Annotated in this window: 24 protein-coding genes and 3 pseudogenes; 11 read left to right on the forward strand and 16 right to left on the reverse strand. The window is 57.4% G+C overall.

Annotation, left to right across the window (positions count from 1 at the left end):
* Positions 1-12: 12 nt before the first annotated feature.
* Positions 13-777, reverse strand: a complete 765-nt coding sequence (locus AC2FJZ_RS13995) for a double zinc ribbon domain-containing protein (RefSeq protein WP_496778314.1) — start codon at positions 775-777, stop codon at positions 13-15.
* Here AC2FJZ_RS13995 and AC2FJZ_RS14000 point away from each other — a divergent pair.
* Together AC2FJZ_RS14000 and hemH are read left to right on the forward strand one after the other, a co-directional pair.
* On the forward strand, positions 758-1,588 hold the full coding sequence (locus AC2FJZ_RS14000; protein ID WP_496672417.1) for a class I SAM-dependent methyltransferase: 831 nt from the start codon (positions 758-760) through the stop codon (positions 1,586-1,588). The genes AC2FJZ_RS13995 and AC2FJZ_RS14000 overlap by 20 nt on opposite strands.
* A gap of 57 nt (positions 1,589-1,645) precedes the next feature.
* A complete protein-coding gene (hemH, locus tag AC2FJZ_RS14005) occupies positions 1,646-2,695 on the forward strand; it encodes a ferrochelatase (protein WP_496778316.1) in 1,050 nt (349 codons plus the stop codon).
* A gap of 138 nt (positions 2,696-2,833) precedes the next feature.
* Here hemH and AC2FJZ_RS14010 read toward each other — a convergent pair whose 3' ends face one another.
* Positions 2,834-3,016: a hypothetical protein gene (locus AC2FJZ_RS14010; protein ID WP_010442520.1), complete on the reverse strand. Its 183-nt coding sequence runs from the start codon at positions 3,014-3,016 to the stop codon at positions 2,834-2,836.
* Positions 3,017-3,155: 139 nt separating this feature from the next.
* Entirely contained in the window at positions 3,156-3,755 is a 600-nt protein-coding gene (locus AC2FJZ_RS14015) for a L,D-transpeptidase (RefSeq protein WP_050605575.1), read from the reverse strand.
* A gap of 169 nt (positions 3,756-3,924) precedes the next feature.
* On the opposite strand from AC2FJZ_RS14015, the gene dalA reads away from it, so the two are divergent.
* A complete protein-coding gene (dalA, locus tag AC2FJZ_RS14020) occupies positions 3,925-4,440 on the forward strand; it encodes a divisome-associated lipoprotein DalA (protein WP_496672413.1) in 516 nt (171 codons plus the stop codon).
* 57 nt (positions 4,441-4,497) lie between these two features.
* Here dalA and AC2FJZ_RS14025 read toward each other — a convergent pair whose 3' ends face one another.
* From AC2FJZ_RS14025 to AC2FJZ_RS14055, 7 genes are all read right to left on the reverse strand, one after another.
* On the reverse strand, positions 4,498-4,962 hold the full coding sequence (locus AC2FJZ_RS14025; protein ID WP_050605576.1) for a PTS sugar transporter subunit IIA: 465 nt from the start codon (positions 4,960-4,962) through the stop codon (positions 4,498-4,500).
* 58 nt (positions 4,963-5,020) lie between these two features.
* Positions 5,021-5,584, reverse strand: a complete 564-nt coding sequence (hpf, locus tag AC2FJZ_RS14030; protein WP_050605577.1) for a ribosome hibernation-promoting factor, HPF/YfiA family — start codon at positions 5,582-5,584, stop codon at positions 5,021-5,023.
* Between the two features lie 252 nt (positions 5,585-5,836).
* Positions 5,837-6,595 (reverse strand): LPS export ABC transporter ATP-binding protein, encoded by a 759-nt coding sequence (lptB, locus tag AC2FJZ_RS14035; RefSeq protein ID WP_496672410.1) that lies wholly within the window; start codon positions 6,593-6,595, stop codon positions 5,837-5,839.
* Entirely contained in the window at positions 6,595-7,080 is a 486-nt protein-coding gene (locus AC2FJZ_RS14040) for an LptA/OstA family protein (RefSeq protein WP_050605579.1), read from the reverse strand. The genes lptB and AC2FJZ_RS14040 overlap by 1 nt, the downstream gene beginning before the upstream one ends.
* Before the next feature lie 3 nt (positions 7,081-7,083).
* Complete coding sequence (locus AC2FJZ_RS14045; RefSeq protein WP_496778318.1) at positions 7,084-7,683, reverse strand: LPS export ABC transporter periplasmic protein LptC; 600 nt, start codon at positions 7,681-7,683, stop codon at positions 7,084-7,086.
* 11 nt (positions 7,684-7,694) lie between these two features.
* Positions 7,695-8,663, reverse strand: coding sequence for a KpsF/GutQ family sugar-phosphate isomerase (locus AC2FJZ_RS14050; protein ID WP_496778320.1), 969 nt, complete (start codon positions 8,661-8,663; stop codon positions 7,695-7,697).
* Complete coding sequence (locus tag AC2FJZ_RS14055; RefSeq protein ID WP_050605582.1) at positions 8,660-9,274, reverse strand: ribonuclease D; 615 nt, start codon at positions 9,272-9,274, stop codon at positions 8,660-8,662. Before AC2FJZ_RS14055 ends, AC2FJZ_RS14050 begins: the two co-directional genes overlap by 4 nt.
* A gap of 133 nt (positions 9,275-9,407) precedes the next feature.
* Between AC2FJZ_RS14055 and AC2FJZ_RS14060 the strand changes: the two genes are divergently transcribed.
* From AC2FJZ_RS14060 to AC2FJZ_RS14095, 8 genes and pseudogenes are all read left to right on the forward strand, one after another.
* The gene (locus tag AC2FJZ_RS14060) at positions 9,408-9,665 is read left to right on the forward strand and encodes a metal-sensing transcriptional repressor (RefSeq protein WP_496672402.1); all 258 of its coding nucleotides are present in this window, start codon (positions 9,408-9,410) and stop codon (positions 9,663-9,665) included.
* A 3-nt stretch (positions 9,666-9,668) separates the two neighbouring features.
* Entirely contained in the window at positions 9,669-10,988 is a 1,320-nt protein-coding gene (locus tag AC2FJZ_RS14065) for an MFS transporter (protein WP_496672401.1), read from the forward strand.
* A gap of 52 nt (positions 10,989-11,040) precedes the next feature.
* Positions 11,041-11,469: an Lrp/AsnC family transcriptional regulator gene (locus AC2FJZ_RS14070; RefSeq protein ID WP_050605585.1), complete on the forward strand. Its 429-nt coding sequence runs from the start codon at positions 11,041-11,043 to the stop codon at positions 11,467-11,469.
* A 73-nt stretch (positions 11,470-11,542) separates the two neighbouring features.
* Entirely contained in the window at positions 11,543-12,241 is a 699-nt protein-coding gene (locus AC2FJZ_RS14075; RefSeq protein ID WP_496778322.1) for a transglycosylase SLT domain-containing protein, read from the forward strand.
* Positions 12,242-12,250: 9 nt separating this feature from the next.
* A pseudogene (locus tag AC2FJZ_RS14080) lies at positions 12,251-12,790 on the forward strand (FHIPEP family type III secretion protein); the annotation flags it as partial.
* Positions 12,787-13,257: pseudogene (gene fliI, locus AC2FJZ_RS14085) on the forward strand (flagellum-specific ATP synthase FliI); the annotation flags it as partial. The pseudogenes AC2FJZ_RS14080 and fliI, both read left to right, overlap by 4 nt.
* A 41-nt stretch (positions 13,258-13,298) precedes the next feature.
* Positions 13,299-13,628: a flagellin gene (locus AC2FJZ_RS14090; protein WP_496778324.1), complete on the forward strand. Its 330-nt coding sequence runs from the start codon at positions 13,299-13,301 to the stop codon at positions 13,626-13,628.
* Positions 13,625-14,719, forward strand: a pseudogene (locus AC2FJZ_RS14095) (flagellar basal body P-ring protein FlgI). Before AC2FJZ_RS14090 ends, AC2FJZ_RS14095 begins: the two are co-directional and overlap by 4 nt.
* A 48-nt stretch (positions 14,720-14,767) precedes the next feature.
* On the opposite strand, the gene AC2FJZ_RS14100 reads toward AC2FJZ_RS14095, so the two are convergent.
* The 6 genes from AC2FJZ_RS14100 to AC2FJZ_RS14125 are packed head-to-tail and all read right to left on the reverse strand — an operon-like array spanning position 14,768 to position 20,923.
* Entirely contained in the window at positions 14,768-15,412 is a 645-nt protein-coding gene (locus AC2FJZ_RS14100; protein WP_496778326.1) for a DUF1523 family protein, read from the reverse strand.
* A gap of 10 nt (positions 15,413-15,422) precedes the next feature.
* Entirely contained in the window at positions 15,423-15,689 is a 267-nt protein-coding gene (locus AC2FJZ_RS14105; protein ID WP_050605588.1) for a hypothetical protein, read from the reverse strand.
* Position 15,690: 1 nt separating this feature from the next.
* Positions 15,691-17,028 (reverse strand): DUF6638 family protein, encoded by a 1,338-nt coding sequence (locus AC2FJZ_RS14110; RefSeq protein WP_496778328.1) that lies wholly within the window; start codon positions 17,026-17,028, stop codon positions 15,691-15,693.
* The gene (locus AC2FJZ_RS14115) at positions 17,025-17,819 is read right to left on the reverse strand and encodes a hypothetical protein (protein WP_496778329.1); all 795 of its coding nucleotides are present in this window, start codon (positions 17,817-17,819) and stop codon (positions 17,025-17,027) included. Before AC2FJZ_RS14115 ends, AC2FJZ_RS14110 begins: the two co-directional genes overlap by 4 nt.
* A complete protein-coding gene (locus AC2FJZ_RS14120) occupies positions 17,816-19,747 on the reverse strand; it encodes an AAA family ATPase (RefSeq protein ID WP_496778331.1) in 1,932 nt (643 codons plus the stop codon). Before AC2FJZ_RS14120 ends, AC2FJZ_RS14115 begins: the two co-directional genes overlap by 4 nt.
* A gap of 57 nt (positions 19,748-19,804) precedes the next feature.
* Entirely contained in the window at positions 19,805-20,923 is a 1,119-nt protein-coding gene (locus tag AC2FJZ_RS14125; RefSeq protein ID WP_496778333.1) for a hypothetical protein, read from the reverse strand.
* Positions 20,924-21,018: the final 95 nt, after the last annotated feature.

Raw genomic sequence — 21,018 nt, forward strand, 5'->3', positions numbered from 1 at the left:
ATCTTGGGCGAATTAGGCATCCTTGGCAACGCGCGCCAGTGCCAACACGAAAATATGATTTGCTCCTGCGGCCTGGCATACACGGGTACAGGCTGCCAATGTCGCGCCAGAGGTCATCACATCATCCACCAGCAATACGTCCCGGCCTTTGAGATGATGTACTCTGCGCGGGTGGACGCGAATCGCATCATTCAGGATCTTGGCCCGTTCTTGCGCGGTTTTGCCATCCAGAACCGGTGTCCGCCTATTGCGCACCAACAGGTCGGGCACACAGTCCAGCCCGGTGTCCTGCCCCAGATGCTGTGCCAGCAGTGCAGACTGATTGTAACGTCGTTTGAGCAGGCGAGACCAATGCAATGGTACCGGGGCAATCATCACCTCCGGCTGCAGCAGCTCACGCCCCGACTGCGCCATCCAACGGGCTGCCAGGCGGGCCAGTTCGGGCCGGTCGCCATGTTTCAAGGCCAGGATCAAGGCACGCGCCTTGCCATCATACAACAGCGCCGATCGGCCCGACTTCCAGGGCGGCGGGGCTTTCAGACAGTCATCACACTCGATCCGGAATCCATCCTGTGCGCCCATCAGCGGCACCCCGCAGCTTTCGCATACGGTGCCACCGATAAAGGGCGTTTCACACCAGCAGGCCCCGCACAGGCCAAAGTCGGACTCGGTAAGCGCGCCGCATCCCATGCAGCGGGGCGGGTAAATCAGTGCAAGTGCGGTTTGAATCCGCTGCGCTATGCGATACTTGCGAGCTATGAAACTGCCCGAGCCCAACGCACCCTCTCTGTTTGATCGCAAAACCATCCTGCGCCACCGCGCCCGTGTGCAGGATGACGCCCTGTTCCTGCATCGGGCCGCAATGGACGAAGTGCAGGATCGGCTCTCTATGGTTAACAAAGCCTTTACGGCACCTGCGATCGTGAGCCCGTTTCCAAAGTTTTGGGACGGAATTTTGCCAGGTGCGGCCCTGGCCCAGGATGATGACGTGCTGGCACTTCAGCCCGGCGCCCATGATCTGATCATCCACGCAATGGCCTTGCATAGCGCCAATGACCCTGTTGGGCAGCTGATCCAATGCCACAGGGCGTTACAGCCCGACGGGCTATTGCTGGTCGTGTGTTTGGGCGGAGAAACGCTGCATGAACTGCGTGCGGCTTTGGGTCAGGCCGAAGTCGAAATCACCGGCGGGCTGAGCCCACGCATCGCACCAATGGCTGAGCTACGCGATCTGGGCGGATTGCTACAGCGGGCAGGTCTGTCCTTGCCCGTGGCGGACTCCGTACCTCTCACCGCAGAATATCGCGACATTTGGCATCTGATGCGCGATCTGCGCCATATGGGCGAAACCAACGCGTTGTCTGCCCGGCTGAAGCGCCCGACCGGGCGGGCTGTGTTCGAGGCCGCACAGCGTATCTATGCGGATCACTTTTTAACCGATTCAGGCCGCCTGACCACGACGTTCGAGCTAATCTGCCTGACCGGATGGTCGCCGCACGATAGCCAACCCAAACCGCTGCGCCCGGGATCGGCCCAAGCCCGTCTGGCAGACGCCTTGCGCACCTCCGAGGGCAAACTGCCTGATTGACGTGCGGATAAATCCCCTTATCTCAGGCCGGACCACAAGAAATTCAGGAAGTCCCATATGTTCGACGCTACCCGCCCCGCACACGCTCCTACGGATCATCCCAAGATCAGGATGGGTCGCGTCGGCATTCTGCTGGCTAATCTGGGTACACCGGACGACTACACCTATTGGCCGATGCGCCGTTATCTGAACGAGTTTCTGTCGGACCAGCGCGTCATCGACTATCCGAAATGGAAATGGCAGCCGATTCTGCAGGCCATAATCCTGAGCAAACGACCTTTCAGCTCGGGAGAAGCTTATAAATCGATCTGGAATCACGACAAAGGCGAAAGCCCGTTGATGACGATCACCAAGAATCAGACCGCCAAGCTGCAGGCGGCGATGCATGATCGATATGGTGACCAAGTAATGGTCGATTTCTGTATGCGTTATGGCAACCCTTCAACCAAATCCAAGGTGCGCGAGATGGTGGCCGCAGGGTGCAACCGCATTCTATTTTTCCCGCTCTATCCGCAATACGCAGGCGCAACGACGGCCACCGCCAATGACCAGTTCTTCCGCGCCTTGATGGAGGAAACCTGGCAACCGGCAACCCGCACCGTGCCCGCCTATTTCGACGAGCCCAGCTATATCGACGCGTTGGCGCAATCGGTTGAACACGCCTATGCGGCACTGGAGGTCAAACCGGACATTCTGGTCTGTTCCTACCACGGAATGCCCGAACGCTATTTACAGCAAGGGGATCCCTATCACTGCCAGTGCGCCAAGACATCACGTCTGCTGAAAGAGCGGTTGGGCTGGTCGGATGATCAACTGGTGTCGACCTTCCAATCTCGATTCGGCCCCGAAGAATGGTTGAAGCCTTACACCGTTGATCACGTGGCGGACTTGGCAAAACAGGGCAAGAAAAACATTGCCGTCATTGCTCCTGCATTCTCGGCCGATTGCATCGAAACGCTGGAAGAGATCAACGAAGAAATCAAGGAAAGTTTCGAAGAGGCCGGTGGTGAGACCTTCACCTATATTCCTTGCCTGAACGACGACGACGCACATATTGCGGCCCTTGGGAAGGTCGTTGAGGATAACCTGCGCGGCTGGCTGGAATAGTTCAGTTCGGGAAATCGCCGCAACACTTTGCACAGGTGATTCGTTCAGCAAAGAAACGCCGGGCGTCGGAACAGATACTCAAAACAAAAAAAAGGCGGTGGATTGCTCCACCGCCTTTTTCACGAATTCCGTGTCGGCTTAGCTTGCAGCAACAGCAGCAGCAACTACGACCAACAGGATCAGCGGCAGGATGATGCCCTGCGACGAACCCTGAGTTTCTTCTACAACAACAGGTGCTTCAACAACCGGCTCTTCCAGGTTACCAGCATAAGCGGTCGAAGCAGCAGCAGTCAGTGCAGCAGCGAGAACGAGTTTCTTCATATTAACCTCCAGAATTTGCACAGTTCCAATGCCCGGAACCGCACATCTAAGACTTACCTCGTGGTTTTTTCTAATCAGCATTGGCGCGGGAATGCAATTGCAACTTGAGCGTTAAGCGGGTTCGCGCAGGAAAATGTCGTCATATTAGCAACACTTGCGTGCCGACCTTCGTCATAGAAAAGAGCTCGGCGATATCGTCATTGAAGAGCCCGATACAGCCATTTGACGAGCGTCGCCCGATTTTGCGTGTATCGTGTGTGCCGTGAATGCGATAATACTTCCAACCCAGATATAAAGCATGTGTTCCCAGCGGGTTATCCGGACCCGGTGGAATATGGTCGGGCCATTCCGGGTTTCTTTTCTTCATCGACGGTGTCGGCGACCAGCTGGGACCTTCAACTTTGCGGATCACGCTTGTGCGTCCGCGGCGGGTCATTTCTTCGGTCAAAGGCACCGAGGATGGGTAGAGTTTGTATATTGCTTGATCATCTGACCAATAATGCAGCGCGCGTGACACGGTGTCGACCAGAATGGCGCCGTTTCTGGTGTTTGAAAAATACGGCTGCCAGTCCAAAGCCCGGAACCCGGACACGTTGCGACGCACAGACGGCTCGGGTTCGGGCGCGGGGCGCAGCGGATCACCGGGAGTGTATTGCGCCAACGCCGGTGACGCCATCGATGCGGTGGCCCCGGCCAGGAACCCCCGGCGTGTGGGCGACAGAAAACGCTTTTTGACCATGACAATGGGTCCTGTGTTCTAGAGAGCTTTAAAATCTGACCTATTCTATTGCGAGAATGCTTCAGTCGCAAACCAAACCGGCAGAATCACGCAAGTATAGACGATTGTACGTTTGCTCAGCGCCGTCAGGCACGCTATGCCGGGTGACAACACAATTATCAGGTCGATCATGACGCGTATCGTTTCTTTACTGTTGATTTGCTTTGTCGCGCTTGCGGCATGTACTGACACCCGCACGACAGCCCTTGGCGCAGATGGCCGCCCCCTGCCGTCGGTCTACAAAATCCGGGGCAACCCGGAAAAGCTGCAATTCCGAATGCTTGATTCGGTCAATGCGCTGCGTCAGGCTCAGGGCCTCCAGTCTGTGCAACTGAACTCTCAGCTGAACGCTGCCGCAGCTACTCATTCTAAAGATATGGCCCGGCAGAACCGTCCCTGGCACTTTGGATCAGATGGGTCATCCCCGATCGATCGGGCCGCACGGGTGGGTTACTTCGGCACATTCCTGGGCGAGACCATTTCTGAAACCTACGAGACCGAGACCGAAACCCTGGCCGCCTGGATGCAAGAACCCGGACCGCGGGCGGTCATCTTGGATCCAAAGGCAACTCAGATGGGATTCGCCTGGCATCAGGAAGGCGGCGGGAAAATCTGGTGGACGCTGGAAATGGGAACAGGCGGCTGATCCCGATCACGGTTTACACAAAAAAGCCCCCGGATTTCGGGGGCTTTTTTTATTCCATCATGCAGCTTGCACGGATTGGGCTTCGGTCAGGATCGCATAAAGTTTGACCGGGTCGGGATTTGCCCGAAGCTTGGTACAGACCGAGGTATCCCGCAACGTACGCGACACCAGAGCCAGCGCTTTTAGGTGATCCACACCCGCCTCTTCCGGCGCAAACAACGCAAAGGCAATGTCCACGGGCTGGCGATCAACCGATCCGAAATCGATGGGTTTTTCCAGCATGACGAATACACCCGAAACCGACTCGAGTTCGGACAGGCGCGCGTGCGGCAGCGCCACACCATGCCCAACGCCTGTTGGTCCTAGGCTTTCGCGCTCAAGCAGGGAATCGACCACGGCCTGGGCATCAAGGCCCCGGGTTGCGGCGGCCACGTCGCCGATTTCCTGAAACAACCGCTTCTTGCTGGAAGCAGCAGAAAGTACACGCACTGCCTCGGGCTTCAGTATGCTCGAAAGCTCCATGATCACGCTCCATGGTACGGCACCCGCCTATGCGGGTGCGGTCCCGTTTTCTTGCCTGTTATGGATCAATCCAGCCGATGTTACCGTCATCACGACGGTAAACAACGTTCAATCCATCCTTGTTCTCGTTCCGGAACACCAGTACCGGAGCACCGGCAAGTTCCATTTGCATCACGGCTTCCCCAACGCTCAGCGATGGAATCTTCGTCTCCATCTCAGCCACAATCATGGGCTGCAGCGATTCGGGCTCATCCGCCGTATCCGATTCGTCAGAAGCGAGGATATAAGAGGACGCACCAAAGAGTTCAACCGGCTCTGCCCGGTCCTTGTGGTGGTCCTTCAGGCGGCGCTTATAGCGGCGCAGTTGGGTTTCCATCTTATCGCAGCATGCCTCAAACGCTGCGTAGATCTCGGTCGCGTGCGCCTTGGCCTGTGCCGTGAGGCCCGTGGACAGGTGCACAGTTGTTTCGCATACATATTCATGCGCTGAACGGGAAAAGACGACGTTGGCATCTGTTGGCCGCTGAGCATACTTGCCCACAACCTCGCCCAGCTCGGTCTGCACATGTGTCTGCAGGGCCGCGCCGATGTCGATCTGTTTTCCGCTGATTTGGTAACGCATGTGATCTCCTTCACAATTCACACCCATTCTGACGTCGCAGGCCGCGACGAACTTGTTTTTATCGGGTGGGGGGTCGCGACATTTTCTGCGGTTGCCTCAATTCCTGCCCTTCAATGAAGGGACATCGAGATCCAGACTGGAACCGAGTAAATGCCATGGACCAATTGAGGCAAGAGACGAAGGAAGAGTCAATCAAAACAGGCGTGTATATACGCGATTTCCGCCATGCACCCGACGCAAACCGGCGCAAACCTATGAAATACGGAAGTTTTCGCCCAAATATACCCGACGCACGTTCTCGTTTTCGACAACCTCATCGGGTGTGCCGGACATCAGAACCTGACCGTCATGCAGGATATAAGCGCGATCCACAATTTCCAGCGTTTCCCGGACGTTGTGATCCGTGATCAGCACACCGATTCCTCGTTTTTTGAGGTCGGCCACCAGATGCCGGATGTCCCCGACACTGATTGGGTCGACGCCTGCAAAGGGTTCGTCCAGCAACAGGTATTTCGGATCTGCAGCCAAACAGCGCGCGATCTCGACACGGCGGCGTTCACCGCCCGAAAGCGCCAAGGCCGGGGCACGGCGCAGATGCTCGATGGAGAAATCCGACAAGAGTTCTTCCAACCGCTCTTTGCGCCTATGGGCATGTGCGACCGTGATATCCAGAACAGCGGCGATGTTGTCTTCGACGCTCATACCGCGGAAAATCGACATTTCCTGCGGCAGATACCCAATCCCCATTCGAGCGCGCCGATACATCGGCAAAGTCGTGACGTTTTGCCCGTCGATTGTCACCTTGCCCGCCTCGGGGAACACAAGGCCGGCCACGGAATAGAAAGTTGTGGTTTTACCTGACCCGTTCGGCCCCAACAGCGCCACGACCTCGGACCGGTCCAATGTCATCGACACGTCGCGAATGACCGTTTTCTTCCGGTAGGATTTACGCAGCTTCTCGATGCGAAGACCTGAACTGCCTTCGGCCAAAGTCAGGCTGGGGCGCGCCATCAGTTGTTGCCCTGCTGCAGGATCGTTTTGACACGCCCGGTCATCGTCGCAGTGCCCGTCGTCAGGTTTGCGTTCATCTGATCGCCGCTGATGATACTGGGGCCCTGCGTCAGAAGGACATTGCCCTTCATCACGATCACGCCGGAATCGATTGTGTATTCCGCCCAATCACCTTCAGCCGCATCCGGCGGGCTGACCAGAACCACGTTTTCGGTCGCTTCCATCCGTTCGATGGCCGAGCGTTCCTGATTGTAAATCACCAGCACCCGTTCAGCCGTCAGTCGCATTTCGCCCTGCACGACAATGACATTTCCGAGGAATTCGGCAGACCCGTCGTCCTGATTGACGTTCAGCGTTTCCGAAGTCACTTCGACCGGAAGGCTGGGATCGGCATTCGCAGAGCCAAAGGCCACTTGCGCCTCCTGAGCCGTCGCGGCACCCGCGATCAAAGCGAGGCACAAAGGAACAAAACGAAAATCGAACACACGTTATCTTTCTGCTTTTTCAGGCTCGTATACCAGCTTCACACCGTCTGTAAAAACAATATGGACCGGACCATCCTTTTTTTCAGTCCCAAACGTCATGCGACCGGCGGAAAAGTCACCGATAGGCCCGGTTCCATTCACCTGCCCCGGAGTGTCGCCCCGGATTTCGTCCAGAGACGTGTTGAGCAGATCCGTTGTAACCTGAAGCCCGTCAGCAGTGGTGATCACCACGTCGCCGACAAAAGTTGCCGTGCCTTCGTCAGGACGGATCAAACCGGAGCTTGAATCCAGCGTGATCGTTCCACCGCTCAGCAGACCGAACCGGCCTCGGAACTCGGACGCCGTCGGGGTCGTGTCCTCGCTGCCCTGGGCGGCTTGTATAGCCTCGATATGCACATTTTCACCCTTGCGGGTCGTCCCCTGATAATTGGGCTGCGTTACCACCTGCTGCGCCAACCGTTCATCAATGTCTTTTTCCGCAAATGGCACGGACACGTTTGTTTCGATACTGCGAGACAGCAGGAAAACAGTGGACAGCATCACGATGGCCGCAAGCGGCAACAGCACCTTCAGGAACTGCACCATGCGGGAATATCTGTCCACGTCGCCCTCCCTCAACCCAGACCGACGCGCAGGCAGTCGTGAATGTGCAGCAAGCCCAGCGCTTGCCCGGCGCCTTCGGGATCGACCACGAACAACGACGTGATCTTGCGATCATTCATGATGGCGACGGCCTCTTGAGCCAACGCACCGGGGGCAATGGTTGTCGGGTTCGAGGTCATCACCTGTGCGGCTGACTTGCCCATAAGACCGTCCAGATGCCGCCGCAGGTCGCCGTCAGTGATGATCCCGGCCAACGCGCCCGAGGCGTCGGTAACACCGGCCACACCGAAGCCTTTCTGGCTGATGACGATCAGCGTATCCCCCATGGGCGTATCGGCCGCCACCAGAGGTAACGCCGCGCCGGAATGCATGAGGTCCTGCACTGTACTCAACAGCGCACCCAGTTTGCCACCGGGATGGAAGGCGCGGAAGTCCTCGGGGCGGAAGTCGCGATATTTCATCAGCGCAATCGCCAGCGCATCGCCCATCGCCAGAGTCAGCGTGGTCGAGATCGACGGTACCATGCCAAAGCCACATGCCTCACCCATCGACGGGATCAGCAGATGCACATCCGCCTGTTTCATCAGCGTGCTCTCGGGCTTGCTGGACAGACCAATCAGCGGGATGCCAAAGCGGCGTGTAAAGGCCAACAGGTTGGCCAGTTCCGGTGCCTCGCCCGAGTTTGAGATCGCCAAGACCACGTCGCCCTTGGACACCATACCCAGGTCGCCATGGCTGGCTTCGGCCGGATGTACGAAATACGCAGGCGTCCCAGTACTCGCCAGCGTAGCCGCAATCTTGTGACCGATATGGCCGGACTTGCCGATCCCGCTGACGATGATGCGACCCGTTGCTTGCAGGATCAGTTGCACGGCCTCGGCAAAGTGTTCATCCAGGCTATCGGCCAGCACGTCCAGCGCACGGGCTTCGTCTGTGATGACCTGACGGGCGGTTCTCAGAAAGGCTTCGGTATCGGTCATGAGTGCGCAAAGATATCCGTTTCGGGCCAACCGGCGAGGTCCAGCTTCGCACGCATCGGCAGGAAGTCAAAACAAGCCTGCGCCATCTCAGTCCGATCCTCGCGGGCCAGCCGCTTGTTCAGTTCGTCCCGCAGGCGGTGCAGGTACAGAACGTCCGAGGCCGCATAGTCCAGCTGAGCCTCCGTCAGGGCTTCAGCACCCCAATCGCTCATCTGCTGCTGTTTCGAGATATCGACGCCAATCAGTTCCTGACACAGGTTTTTCAAGCCATGACGATCGGTGTAGGTGCGCACCAACCGGCTGGTGATTTTGGTGCAATAGACTGGCGCAGCCAGCGCACCGAACGTGTGGTACATCGCGGCGATGTCAAAACGTCCAAAATGGAACAACTTAAGGACGTCAGGGTTTTCCAGCATGGCACACAGGTTCGGTGCCTCGGTCTGACCCTTTTCCACCTGAACGATGTGGCTGTCGCCGTCGCCGCCCGACATCTGGATCAAGCACAGACGGTCGCGATGTGGGTTCAGCCCCATGGTTTCACAGTCAATGGCCACGACGGGGCCCAGATTCAGCCCGTCCGGCAGGTCGTTTTTATACAAATGGTTCGCCACGCGACTATTCCTTTGTGCGATATCGCCCCCGAGATAGGCGGTTTAGTCCCTAAACTCAACGCCGTCCGAAAGTCGCGGGCAAATCAGCGCCGGGCACTTGACCGTATCCCTATGGGGGGGATAAGGATAGGCTATGTCAAATCAACTCCACGAGTCACATCCACAGATCACGGCCCGGCTGAAACGTGCCCATGGGCATCTGGCCAAGGTCATTGCCATGCTGGAGGGACAGGCCCCCTGTTCGGACGTTGCCCAACAGCTGTTTGCTGTTGAAAAAGCCGTCACGAATGCCAAACGCGCTCTGATTCACGATCACATCGACCATTGCCTGTCCGCCGACGGTGATGGCAGCGGAATTGAAGATTTCAAAGCGATTACAAAGTATCTCTGAGCCATGCTGAGCATTCTGAAAAACCGAACCTACCGCCACCTGTTCGCCGCCCAGATCGTCGCCCTGACCGGAACCGGGCTGGCCACGGTTGCGCTGGGGCTGCTTGCCTTTGATCTGGCCGGGGATGCCGCGGGTCTGGTTCTGGGCACAGCACTGACGATCAAGATGGTGGCTTACGTCACCGTTGCCCCGCTCGCTGCCGCTTTTGCCGAGCGGCTGGACCGCCGAAAAATGCTGATCGTGCTGGACATGATCCGCGCTGTGGTGGCCCTGTGCCTGCCTTTCGTGACCGAAGTCTGGCAGGTTTACGTGCTGATCTTCGTGCTGCAATCGGCCTCGGCCGGGTTCACACCCGCGTTTCAGGCAACAATCCCAGATGTATTACCTGATGAGGGCGAATACACGCGCGCTTTGTCACTTTCACGTCTGGCTTACGACATGGAAAGCCTGTTGAGCCCGATGTTCGCCGCCGCATTGTTGCTGCTGGTCAGCTTCAACAACCTGTTTATGGGCACGGCACTGGGATTCGTTGCTTCTGCACTTTTGGTGGTTTCGGTCGTACTACCTTCACCCAAGCCAAGCAAACCCCGTGGCATATATGACCGCACCACCCGTGGTATCCGCATCTATCTGAAAACACCCCGGCTGCGCGGGTTGCTTGCGCTCAACTGGAGTGCGGCCGCGCTGAGCGCAATGGTGATCGTCAACACAGTGGTTATCGTGCGCGCGAATCTGGGCCTGTCGGAAAGCGCCGTGGCCATTGCCTTGGCCGGGTTCGGAGGTGGATCGATGCTGGCGGCGTTTACCTTACCCCGCCTTCTGGATCGGATCGAAGACCGTCGGGTTATGGTCGCAGGGGCCGTTTTTGCCACCGGTTCCATGGCCTTAGCCGCAATATTGACCACAACCGTTCCTCTGTCGCTGGGCCTTCTGACCGTGTTTTGGGCGTTTACCGGTTTCGGGTACTCCACCACGCTCACACCCTCGGGACGTCTTTTGACCCGATCAGCCCATCCCGAAGACCGCCCTGCCGTTTTCGCCGCGCAGTTTACCCTGTCGCATGGGTGCTGGCTGGTGCTTTACCCACTTGCAGGGTGGCTGATGACGGTGTTTGGACCGACTGTCGCGCTCAGCAGCATGGCGACATTGTCCGTGGTGGGTGTGATTGGCGCGATCAGCTTGTGGCCACGTGTCGATCAGGACCCCGTCGTCCACGAACATCCCGATCTGCCACCCAATCACCCGCACCTGGCCGGATCGGGCATCCACGCTCATCCGATCATCATCGACGATCTGCACCCGCGCATCCCGAGTGAGCCTTGAGCAAGGGCTTCAATCTGATCTAAACCCGGACTTGCCACAAACCGGAGCCCCAATGGACCAGCTTGACCGTCGTATCATCGCCGCCCTGCAAGCCAACGCGCGCGCCTCGACCACTCAGATCGCAGCCGCGCTGGGTGTGGCCCGCACAACGGTACATGAACGGATCAACCGAATGGAGCAGCGCGGCGTCATCACGGGTTACACCGTGCGCCTTGGGTCAACGGAAGATACACCCAAAGTGCAGGTGATCGTCATGCTCGAAGTGCAGCAGAAAGAAACGACCCGGATCATCAAGCGGCTTGAGGCCTACCCCGAGGTCAAACTGTGCCTGTCTATCAACGGTGAATTCGACCTGATGCTTTCGGCCGAAGCACCCCGGCTGGAAGATCTGGATGTTCTGGTCGACGAACTGGCCAAGATCCCCGGTGTCTTGCGTACAAATACCAGTATTGTTTTCGGGCGCAAAATCGACCGAAACTGAAGCGGCGATAACGGTCTGTAAACCGATCAATGGCTAGCTTAGCCGGGACAGTTCAGAATCCCGGACCGGCAGAATGCCAAATCAAAAGATCCCGCTCGTTCTCGTGTTCCTGCTTGTGACGTTGGCTCAGGCAGTGTTTGCCGCGCCCAATGCCCGCATAGGAGATTTGTGCGATCAGGCTGCGCGACGTGCAGCTTTGTCCCAAGGGGTACCCCTGGACGTTCTGCGCGCCATTTCGCGCGTTGAGACGGGCCGCACACTAAAGGGTCAATTTCTGCCCTGGCCCTGGACCATCAATGTCGAAGGTCAGGGATACTGGTTCAAGTCCGAAGATGCGGCCAAGGCCTACGTGTTCAAAATCTTCAAAGCGGGGACGCGCAGCTTTGATGTGGGCTGCTTTCAGATCAACTATCGCTGGCATGGCAAGGCATTCCGCTCGATCGACGCGATGTTCGATCCGGATGAAAACGCAACCTACGCCGCCCAGTTCCTGAAAGACCTGCATGCCGAGCTTGGCTCGTGGCCTGCCGCCGCCGGGGCTTATCATTCCCGCACCACGTCCTTGGCCGAAGCTTACAAAAGGCGGTTTCAAACGGTACTGGCACAGCTTGAAGACTCCGCCCAGCCCCGGCTTGCGGCCATGCCCCGCGATCCCTTCACCGGGGCCGGAACCCCTTTGATCCCAATACAGACGAACTCGCCCCACACCGGCGCATTGGGGTCTTTGGTACCAACCACGGGCGCTGCAACCGCGTTCATCGCCTTCAACTAGGAGCTTTAGGTGCCCAAGATCGACATCCGGTCCCTGTTTTCGCCAACTGTCCTGCTGGCTCTGGCGCTGATGACAGTCATCGTCATGATGATCCTGCCCATGCCCGCCTGGGTGTCGGACGTGGGCCTGGCCACCTCCTTTGCTCTGGCCATCTTGATTTTCACACTAACCCTGTTCATCGAACGCCCACTGGATTTCTCGTCCTTCCCGACGATCCTGCTGGCATCTCTTATGTTGCGGCTGTCGCTGAACGTGTCCTCGACAAAACTGATCATCGGACAAGGGCATACCGGCCCAAACGCAGCAGGCGATGTGATTGAAGGGTTCGCCAATTTCGTCATGGGCGGCAGTATTTTTCTGGGCCTTGTGGTGTTTGGTGTTCTGTTGATTGTAAACTTCATGGTCATCACCAAGGGCGCGGCCCGGATGGCTGAGGTCGGCGCGCGTTTCGCGCTGGACGGGATGCCGGGCAAACAGCTTGCCATCCACAGCGACATGTCCGCCGGGGCCATCGACCACCAGCAAGCCAAGGAACGACGTGAAAGCGAAAACCCTTGGGAGAGCGAATGGCCACGGGGTTGTCCATTCTCAATACGATGCTGCCGATTGTGCGCGGTCAAAGGGTCGGGTTGTTTGCCGGATCGGGCGTTGGCAAGTCCACGTTGCTGTCAACGTTGGCGCGCTCCATGCAGGCCGATGTGGTTGTTGTCGCTCTGGTTGGTGAACGGGGGCGCGAAGTGAATGAGTTTGTCGCCCATGCCATCGGCCCTGAGGCCATGAATCGGACCATCGTAGTGGCCGCTACCTCTGATCAGTCAGCATCGGCGCGCAGACGTTGCGCATGGTCGGCCATGTCGACAGCGGAATACCTGCGCGATCAGGGGCTGAACGTTCTGTTTCTGGCCGATTCTGTGACTCGGTTTGCAGAAGCACATCGGGAGATTGCCGTCGCCATGGGGGAATCGCCGTCTCTGCGGGGGTATCGGAAAACGAAAGCGTCACTTTGCCGATCACTGCAACGGACACGGCTTTCAAGGCTGCTCTCAGGGATGTTGCAGTGGCCGCACTGGCAACAGACAGCGCATTGGCACTTTCCCCCGATCAACGCACCGCCATGTTCACGCAACTGGGTGTCGACTTGGCCAACGCGCAGGACGCCACTGTCCAACTTCGGGCCGAAGTCGGCACAGCCGAGGCCCGCATAGAAGAAGCCGCGACACGTAATTCGGCTGCGCGCACCAGCCTTGAATTCAGCCGAAACGAACTGATCGCCGCTGATCCTTATGAAACAGCGGCCAAGCTTCATACAGTGCAGTTCCAATTGGAAAGCCTGTATTCCGTAACCGTTCGCAACGCGAACCTTTCACTCGTGAACTTTCTGAGATGAGGGCGCTGATACTTCTCTTGGTCTTCCTTCCCAGCATGGCTTGGGCAGGAGCAATCCGCCTTAAGGACCTCGTGGATTTTGACGGTGTACGAGGCAACGATCTGGTAGGTTAGGGCCTAGTCGTGGGTTTGAATGGAACGGGTGACGGTTTGCGTAATGCGCCCTTCACCGAAGAAATCATGTCCAACATTCTGGAGCGCCTGGGTGTCAACGTGAACGGCGAAGATTTTCGACCAAAAAACGTGGCCGCGGTTTTGGTCACTGCCAGCCTCCCGCCTTTTGCAAGAGTGGGCGGTCAGATCGATGTGACAGTCTCGGCCATCGGCGATTCCAGCAGCCTATTGGGGGGAACGTTGATCATGACCCCTCTGAACGCAGCCGACGGTCAAATCTATGCAGTTGCGCAAGGCACAATCCTGGCAGGTGGCGTTTCTGCCGAGGGCGCAGCCGCTTCGGTGGTGCGAGGCGTGCCGACGTCGGGCGTCATCCCCTCTGGTGCACGAGTCGAGCGTGAAATTGACTTTGACCTGTCGACCCTGACCCAAATGCGTCTCGCGCTGAGAGAACCCGATTTCACCACAGCTGCACGGATCGAAACCGCAATCAACACCGAGTTCAACAGGGCAGTGGCCATCATGCGGGATTCGGGAACGGTTGAGCTTAACGTCGCCGCAACACAGGCGGTTTCAACGGCCCATGCCTTAGGGCGCATTGAAAACATACTGGTCGAACCTGAATCAAAAGCGCGTGTGGTCGTCGATCAGCGGTCCGGCACAATTGTCATGGGGCAAGAGGTTCGAATTTCGCGTGTGGCAGTCTCTCAGGGCAATCTGACTTTGACAGTGCAAGAGGCTCCGATTGCCGTGCAACCCAACCCGTTTGCCAGGGGTGAAACAGTGGTTGTGCCCCGCACCATCGCTGGAATCGAAGAGGAAGAAGGCACCGGTCTTGCCGAAATCCCCGAGGCCACAACACTGTCCGAAGTGGTTGCAGGTTTGAATGCGCTGGGCGTGTCGCCTCAGGACATGATCGATATTTTGAAAACCATAAAGGCAGCGGGCGCGTTGCACGCAGAGTTCATAGTCAGGTGACAAGCAGTTCAAGCTATAAGGGCGTGCTGATTGCACGCCCCCTGCACTTTATTTCGACTTCCAGCTGTCCAGCCAGCGCCTAAACCTGTTGCGGCGTTCTTCAATTGCGTCGCCCGCCGCATACAACCCGTCTTCCACGTTTTCGATCATCGGATCGATCCGAGCTTGCCGGAACCTGCGCCAACGCACCCATATCGCCCAGACCACCGCTGCGAATATCGTCAGGAAGATGATGTTGAACCAAGGGATAACTCGCGCATCCGGCCCATCCACATGTTTGATGAAGATGGCGTTTGGAAAAATCGACAGAAACTCGTTGCGCCAGCCGTAATGGGTGACGACCACCCATTTCGGATTCTCCTTGGTCGACTTGGCATCATTGGCTTCGGTATACAGGTTCGCTGTATCGAATTTGAAATAGGGCGGCCAGCCCCAGCCGGTATCCTCGTTTCGATAAACGATAGGCTTACCGTTGTCGCGAACGGCTTGAATGAACTGCACGTCCCGGTTGGCCAGGCCTGCGGATTGGTCCTGAGACTCGGACCAGAAAATCCGAGTCCAATCGTTCAGATCCTGCCGTTCTTCATACGTGTTGACGATGCGGACAATGTCATGCTGCGGCAATGAGTATTGCAGGACCGCTGCAATCGTGCCCCAGAAAATGATAATGAACGCCCATTTCACATAGGCCATGCCTTAATCCTCACATGTAATTCACAATGTAGATCAGCGCGCCAATCGCCACCCACGGCACAATATAGACACCCAGGATCAGTTTGCGCCGGAACGAATTGTCATACACATGCAATCCGCGTTCGACAAAGGCTTCCTTGTTGCCCGTTTTGCCCTTTTCGTCCCACCAGTCCTCCAGTTTGCGCCGCCGAATGCCGCGCGAGTAGAAGGAAAGCGCCGCATAGGCAATCGTCTGGATCACCAGCATGATTAGCAACAGGCGCAACAATCCGAACATATCAGCCTTTCCTCACCGAACCCCATGGACCGACCCGAGCGATTAGGTCATCGCTGACCCGGTCATCGCCGCTCATATCCGGCTCATGCCCGAACAGCGCGGCGCGGGCTCCTTGCTTGTCCACCTGATACTCGCGTGCAAGGAAGTCGGCAACATAAGCCTTCTTGCTTTCGGGCCAGCCAGAATATGTGCGATAGAATAGCTCTTTATGGCAGATAAACATCTGGCGCGGGTCTAGCGGGGCCAATTCAGACAACAACATGTTCACCAGATCGCGGTTCGGCGTATCGGCGGCGCGTAATGTATAGAAATAGGCTGGATGGTCCGAGGTGATACGCGGCCACGGCCCCCCGTCGCTCGCCCAGCGCAACAGTTGCGCGAGCCCATGATAGGCCTCGGGCAGGCGATCCGAGTGATTCCGCGCCAAGCGCCGCATGTCACTGCGATCCAACCCTGTCAGATCGACATCTGCATCCGCAGCCGCATCGACGGTCAGGAAATCCATCTTCTGCTGCAGGATCGCTGCAGCATCCACGCCGCGCGCTTTGACGATGGGTTCGACCAGGTCGTTATAGCCCAGAAACTTGGCAATCTGGTTCCGCTGTAACGGGTCAAAGGTGTATTTGATCGGCAAGTCGTCAGGCTTGTCGCCCATACAGATCGCCGCCGGGTGATCTATGTCCGGGAACAGATAGAGCCCGCCGAAATGCGCCGTCCAGAAATTGCGCTGCTCAAAATCCGTATGTCGCAGGCGCACCGGGTTGCGGGTGACGTCGCCGGTTTCCTTGGCCGTCTCGATCATCCTGGCGATCAGCACATCGTCGAACCACGCGTCTTCTTCGGTTTTGAACCGTTCAACCATGCCAGCCAGTTGCTGTGCCTTGCGCAGGGTGCCGCCTGCGGTGTCGGCCTCGATCTCGATCTTGCGCAGGTTCAGCAGGTCGCGCGGCGTGCTGAGTTTGATGACCGAGTTCACCAGCTCTCCGGCCACCGCATCAGTGGCGGTCAGGGCGAATAGCTGCGCCTCGTTCATCTCGATGAATTCGCGCAGAATGTCGCGCGAGGTTGAGAATTTGACGTTCAGCAGCGGCGCGCGTTTCTGTTCGGTCGTCAGCAGGATGAACTGCCGGTTCACGCCGTTGGGGTTGAGGTAAAGCTCATCCTCCAGCTCAATCCCCACCTCGGGCGAATAACCCGAGATATCGACATGGAAATCCGTGAGCGCCGTGGTCTTGCCCGCCAGATGCTGCAGCGCGCGGTTATACCGCTCGACCAGCGCCGGGCTGGAGATGTGGACGAGATTGCCGAACATCAGGCCTTTTTCGATGAGGCGGATCATACTTCCTTCCCCAAGTCTCGTGATGCGAACAGTGGAACGCGAAAATCGCTAATGTCCCCAACCTTTTCTGCTTCAATCCAGAACACGCTCTTTTTGTTAGATTTACCAGATAGTTCCGGTGCAACCAATTGTGTAAAAACCTGCAAATGGCAGGTTCTCACCCAGCTGTTTGCCTTCAAGTTCCAATTGAACAGTTCGCCAATAAGTTTATCCCGGGCTGCTGCACTAGCTGGGGAAGCACCGTGTCGGTTCAACCGGCCAGCAAACATTACCTCCTCCCCGAAAGGATAAAACGAATTTCCCGCTTGCTTGTTTACGAACATGCTGGCGAAGCCCTCGTTATTGACGTGGTTCAGGTTCTTTTTTGCTGCATTGAACGAATAGTGACCCGCAGCCTCGTTTCTTACATCTCTCGCAAGTGAAAAAGTCTCATCCAATCGCAGTTCGTCGTTGAACTTATGCAGGCAGTCTTTGGCAACCCGTCTAACCTCGCTTCCAGCAGAATCCTTTCCGCTAGCCAATTTCTTGATGCAGTCATGAAATTCGAACAGTTTTAAAGTCCATATCCTCAAGATGCAGCATTGCTGAATAAAAGCAGCAATATTAATTGGTTCGTCTTTTTTGGAAGTTTGGAAAGTTGATAGGACTACTCGCGCGATGACATTCAACTCTGTAATTGCAAAGCTACTAACTGCAAAGAAAGCCAAACTATCTTTCGGAACATGACTTAGATCCTCCACATTTAGAGGCAATTCCTCAAAGTGTACCGCAGAGTAGTTTCCGCCCGTCACCCCTTCCCCTCCAGATACCGCCGCTTGGCCTCTTCCATCCGGCCCATCTCTCGGACGGCGTTTTCGATGGCGACCTCGTCGCTCTTGTCGGCATAGCGGAACTCGCTGTCGGCATAGCGGTTGATCTCTTGCATCACCATTTCCACCGTGATCGGCTGGCGCAGCTCCTCGATCATGGCCTTCTTGGTGTCGTAGTCGCGGAACAGGAACAGGTCGGGGTTTTCCATCCACTCGTCGGGCAGTTCGAAATCCATCGCACGGACCTTAACCGCGTCGGTGATGTTCTTGATCGCGCGGCCGGTAAAGCGCTCATCCGCCTGCTGGATTGCCTTGAGGTAGCTGCCCATCTTGGCAATCGTATCCAACTGACCGATATCGCCGGACACCCGGTCATAGACCTGCAGCAGAGCGTCCTCATGCGGGCGGGAATGGCTTTCGAAACTGGCGGCGACGGCCTTTTTGATCTCCTGCGCGGCATAGGCTTCGTGCTCGCCCAGCGGGATATCGTGGTTGTGGCCCATCAGCAGGTGCAGGATGTCGATGTAGTCCTCGCGCGTCTGCGGCCCGTCCACCAGGAACCGTGCACCCGCCCGCTGGCGCAGGGCGTCGTCCACATTCTCGGGGTAGTTCGAGAACATGCCAAAGGTGCAGTTGCCGCGCACGACGGTGTTGGCGCCTGCAAAGCTCTCCATCAGCACGGCGGTGATTTCCAGTTGCCCGGCTGACGACTGGCGGTCGCCACGCTTGCCTGCCAGCTGGTCGATATCGTCGATGGTGCCAAAGCCGATGACCGAGGGGTCGATGATCGTATTGATAAAGGCCTTGGCGTTCTGACCGGATTTGCCCTGATAGCTGTCGATATTGTCGGTACTCAGGTTCTGATAGCGGAACGGATAGCCCGCGTTCTGGCAATAGTCGTTGATCAGCCCGGCCATCATCTGGATCAGGGTGGTCTTGCCGGTGCCCGGTTTGCCGTCCCCCATGAAGGTAAAGATGAACCCGCCGAGTTCCGCAAACGGGTTCAGGCGGCGGTCGAAGTCATAAGCCATCACCATCTTGGCCAGCTTCATCGCCTGATACTTGGCAATATGGTTGCCGACCACCTCGTTCGGTTTCTTGAACGTCATGGTCAGGGTGGTGGATTTGGCTTTGGAGGCCGGTTCGAACCCCCGGATCGTCAGATCATCCGCCTCGATATGCCAGGCGGCGTTCTGGAACGGGGCCAGATGCCCTGCAGATTGGGCGCGCAGTGTGGCCTTGTCCATCAGCTGTTCAGCATAGGCACTGGTGGCCGCGATCAGGTGCGCGTCGTCGGGCGCGTGTTTGGCCAGCGTCTGGTCCAGCTCCCACAAAGCGCCGTGCAGGGCGAGTTGGCCATTGTCGGTCAGAACCTCTTCGATTTCGCCAGCATCAACAGTGGTTTCGCCCAGATGCGAAGACATCAGATAGGCCAGCGCATTGCCGAATGTGTGCGAGGTGATCAGAGCCTCAGCTGTCAGAAGTTCCGAGAATTCAGTCTTGCGCGCCGCAGGCAGGTCCCCGGCCAAATTCGCGCGCTTGAGATCAGCCAACGAAGTCTGCTCCGCGTAGGTTTCAGCAACCGCCAAGGCGATAGCGATAGCCCGGCGAATGGCCTGCTGCGTGGTGGCCTGCGGCGGCGAAACCAGCGCATCGCCATCATCCGAAGCCTCGATCCGTTCGACCAGATGCACCCCATCGGCGCGTACGGCTCGACGTGTCACCAGACCCGGCGTTGTCGACCGAAACCGTCGCCCGGTTGATACGCCCGGAGAGCGTTCAACGGTGGCTTCAACAGCCTTGGCAATCCGTGGCGCATGCTCGAACCCGTTCAGCAGGGCAGTCGCTGCCGGATAATGCTTGCGAATATCGTCTTCGCGCAATTCCATCTGATCTGACGTCAAACTCATTTCATAAACCGCTCTTGCTTCATCTTTTTAAAAATACTCCCGCCGGATGCGTGAAACTCAATATCTCAACACTTGCCCGGCCTTGCTGACGACGAACTTGCGCACATCGGCAAAGCCCGGCGGGTTGCGTTCGGCCAGCACCTGGAACGGACGTTGCGGCAGGATGATCGACCGCTGGGTGCGCGTGGCCCCGGTCTCGGCCCCCTGCCCGCCGAACGGGTCCAGTGCGAAAACCTCGCGCTCGACGGTGGAAAACCACCCTGCGCGTTCTTCAATCACCTCTTCGCTTTGCAGTTCTTCGGTCGTCCAGGCCAGCGCCCAATCCTGACCTTGCGGAGATTGCGCGTCCTCCAACACCTGCCGCAAAGGTCCTGATTGCTCGGTAAAGGCCGAAGAATACATCGGCCCCACATGAATGCGGCGCATATGTTTGGGGTGCAGGTCGTCGAAATCCTGATCGAAGCCTTTGGCGATGGTCACCAGCTTTAATCCGCCCAAGGACTGCGCCATCAGATGCGCCTGCACCTCGGGCCAGCGACGCTGGTCCTTGGGCAGGGCAGTTTTTCCGCTGTCTTCCAACTGCATCAGGTAGATGACCGGCAGGTTGATCTGGCTGTCATAGACCGCCCAATGGATCATGAACCTGCGTCGCTCGCCCTCATTCCCGATCCAATGACATTCGGGATCGTTGCGGGCCCAGAACAGCTGACCTTTCAACAATTCCTCGTAATAGAGCCTTTGGGACAGCGCGAATTGCAGCTTGGTGGGGATTTCCCGGTCGCCAATGATGGTGCGCACCATATCGGTTTTCAGGTCGTCCTCGGACGGCATATTCGTCAGATGCACCTGCGCCTGTTGCGCGTCATTGGCCATGGTCAGCAGCTCAGTCGCCACCGGAAAGCCACTGTCGCGCTTGTCCATGGCGAGGCTGCCAAAAAACCGCCCCGTATCGCGCCCGACCAGCAGATATTTCATAGACAGCGCGCGGAAAGTGTAGAGCAGCCCCGAGAGGTAACGCGACACGATCCGCACCTCTTGCTTCGAGATCGCGCCCTCAGCCTCCATCGTCGCGGCCACGCGCAGAAGGTGGACAGTGATCACCTCGAACTTGCGGAAATACCGGCGCGAGGCGAAGGTGTCGGTCAGGCCGACATGGTCTTGGGTGGGGTTAGTCATTTCGGGTGACCAAACTTGTTGTAGGCCCAAGGGCGGTATTCACGATCTAGCTCGTTTCCCTTTCTGTGGAACCAAATGAACAGCCAAAAACCATA

Source organism: Ruegeria sp. CDSA079, assembly GCF_059612245.1.

Coding starts and splice junctions, on each gene's coding strand:
- AC2FJZ_RS14000 (WP_496672417.1), top strand. CDS start 758: ATGAAACTGCCCGAGCCCAACGCACCCTCTCTGTTTGATCGCAAAACC.
- AC2FJZ_RS14010 (WP_010442520.1), bottom strand. CDS start 3,016: ATGAAGAAACTCGTTCTCGCTGCTGCACTGACTGCTGCTGCTTCGACC.
- AC2FJZ_RS14015 (WP_050605575.1), bottom strand. CDS start 3,755: ATGGTCAAAAAGCGTTTTCTGTCGCCCACACGCCGGGGGTTCCTGGCC.
- AC2FJZ_RS14100 (WP_496778326.1), bottom strand. CDS start 15,412: ATGGCCTATGTGAAATGGGCGTTCATTATCATTTTCTGGGGCACGATT.
- AC2FJZ_RS14050 (WP_496778320.1), bottom strand. CDS start 8,663: ATGACCGATACCGAAGCCTTTCTGAGAACCGCCCGTCAGGTCATCACA.
- AC2FJZ_RS14120 (WP_496778331.1), bottom strand. CDS start 19,747: ATGAGTTTGACGTCAGATCAGATGGAATTGCGCGAAGACGATATTCGC.
- AC2FJZ_RS14070 (WP_050605585.1), top strand. CDS start 11,041: ATGGACCAGCTTGACCGTCGTATCATCGCCGCCCTGCAAGCCAACGCG.
- AC2FJZ_RS14075 (WP_496778322.1), top strand. CDS start 11,543: ATGCCAAATCAAAAGATCCCGCTCGTTCTCGTGTTCCTGCTTGTGACG.
- hemH (WP_496778316.1), top strand. CDS start 1,646: ATGTTCGACGCTACCCGCCCCGCACACGCTCCTACGGATCATCCCAAG.
- hpf (WP_050605577.1), bottom strand. CDS start 5,584: ATGCGTTACCAAATCAGCGGAAAACAGATCGACATCGGCGCGGCCCTG.
- AC2FJZ_RS14125 (WP_496778333.1), bottom strand. CDS start 20,923: ATGACTAACCCCACCCAAGACCATGTCGGCCTGACCGACACCTTCGCC.
- AC2FJZ_RS14060 (WP_496672402.1), top strand. CDS start 9,408: ATGTCAAATCAACTCCACGAGTCACATCCACAGATCACGGCCCGGCTG.
- dalA (WP_496672413.1), top strand. CDS start 3,925: ATGACGCGTATCGTTTCTTTACTGTTGATTTGCTTTGTCGCGCTTGCG.
- AC2FJZ_RS14105 (WP_050605588.1), bottom strand. CDS start 15,689: ATGTTCGGATTGTTGCGCCTGTTGCTAATCATGCTGGTGATCCAGACG.
- lptB (WP_496672410.1), bottom strand. CDS start 6,595: ATGGCGCGCCCCAGCCTGACTTTGGCCGAAGGCAGTTCAGGTCTTCGC.
- AC2FJZ_RS14110 (WP_496778328.1), bottom strand. CDS start 17,028: ATGATCCGCCTCATCGAAAAAGGCCTGATGTTCGGCAATCTCGTCCAC.
- AC2FJZ_RS14065 (WP_496672401.1), top strand. CDS start 9,669: ATGCTGAGCATTCTGAAAAACCGAACCTACCGCCACCTGTTCGCCGCC.
- AC2FJZ_RS14025 (WP_050605576.1), bottom strand. CDS start 4,962: ATGGAGCTTTCGAGCATACTGAAGCCCGAGGCAGTGCGTGTACTTTCT.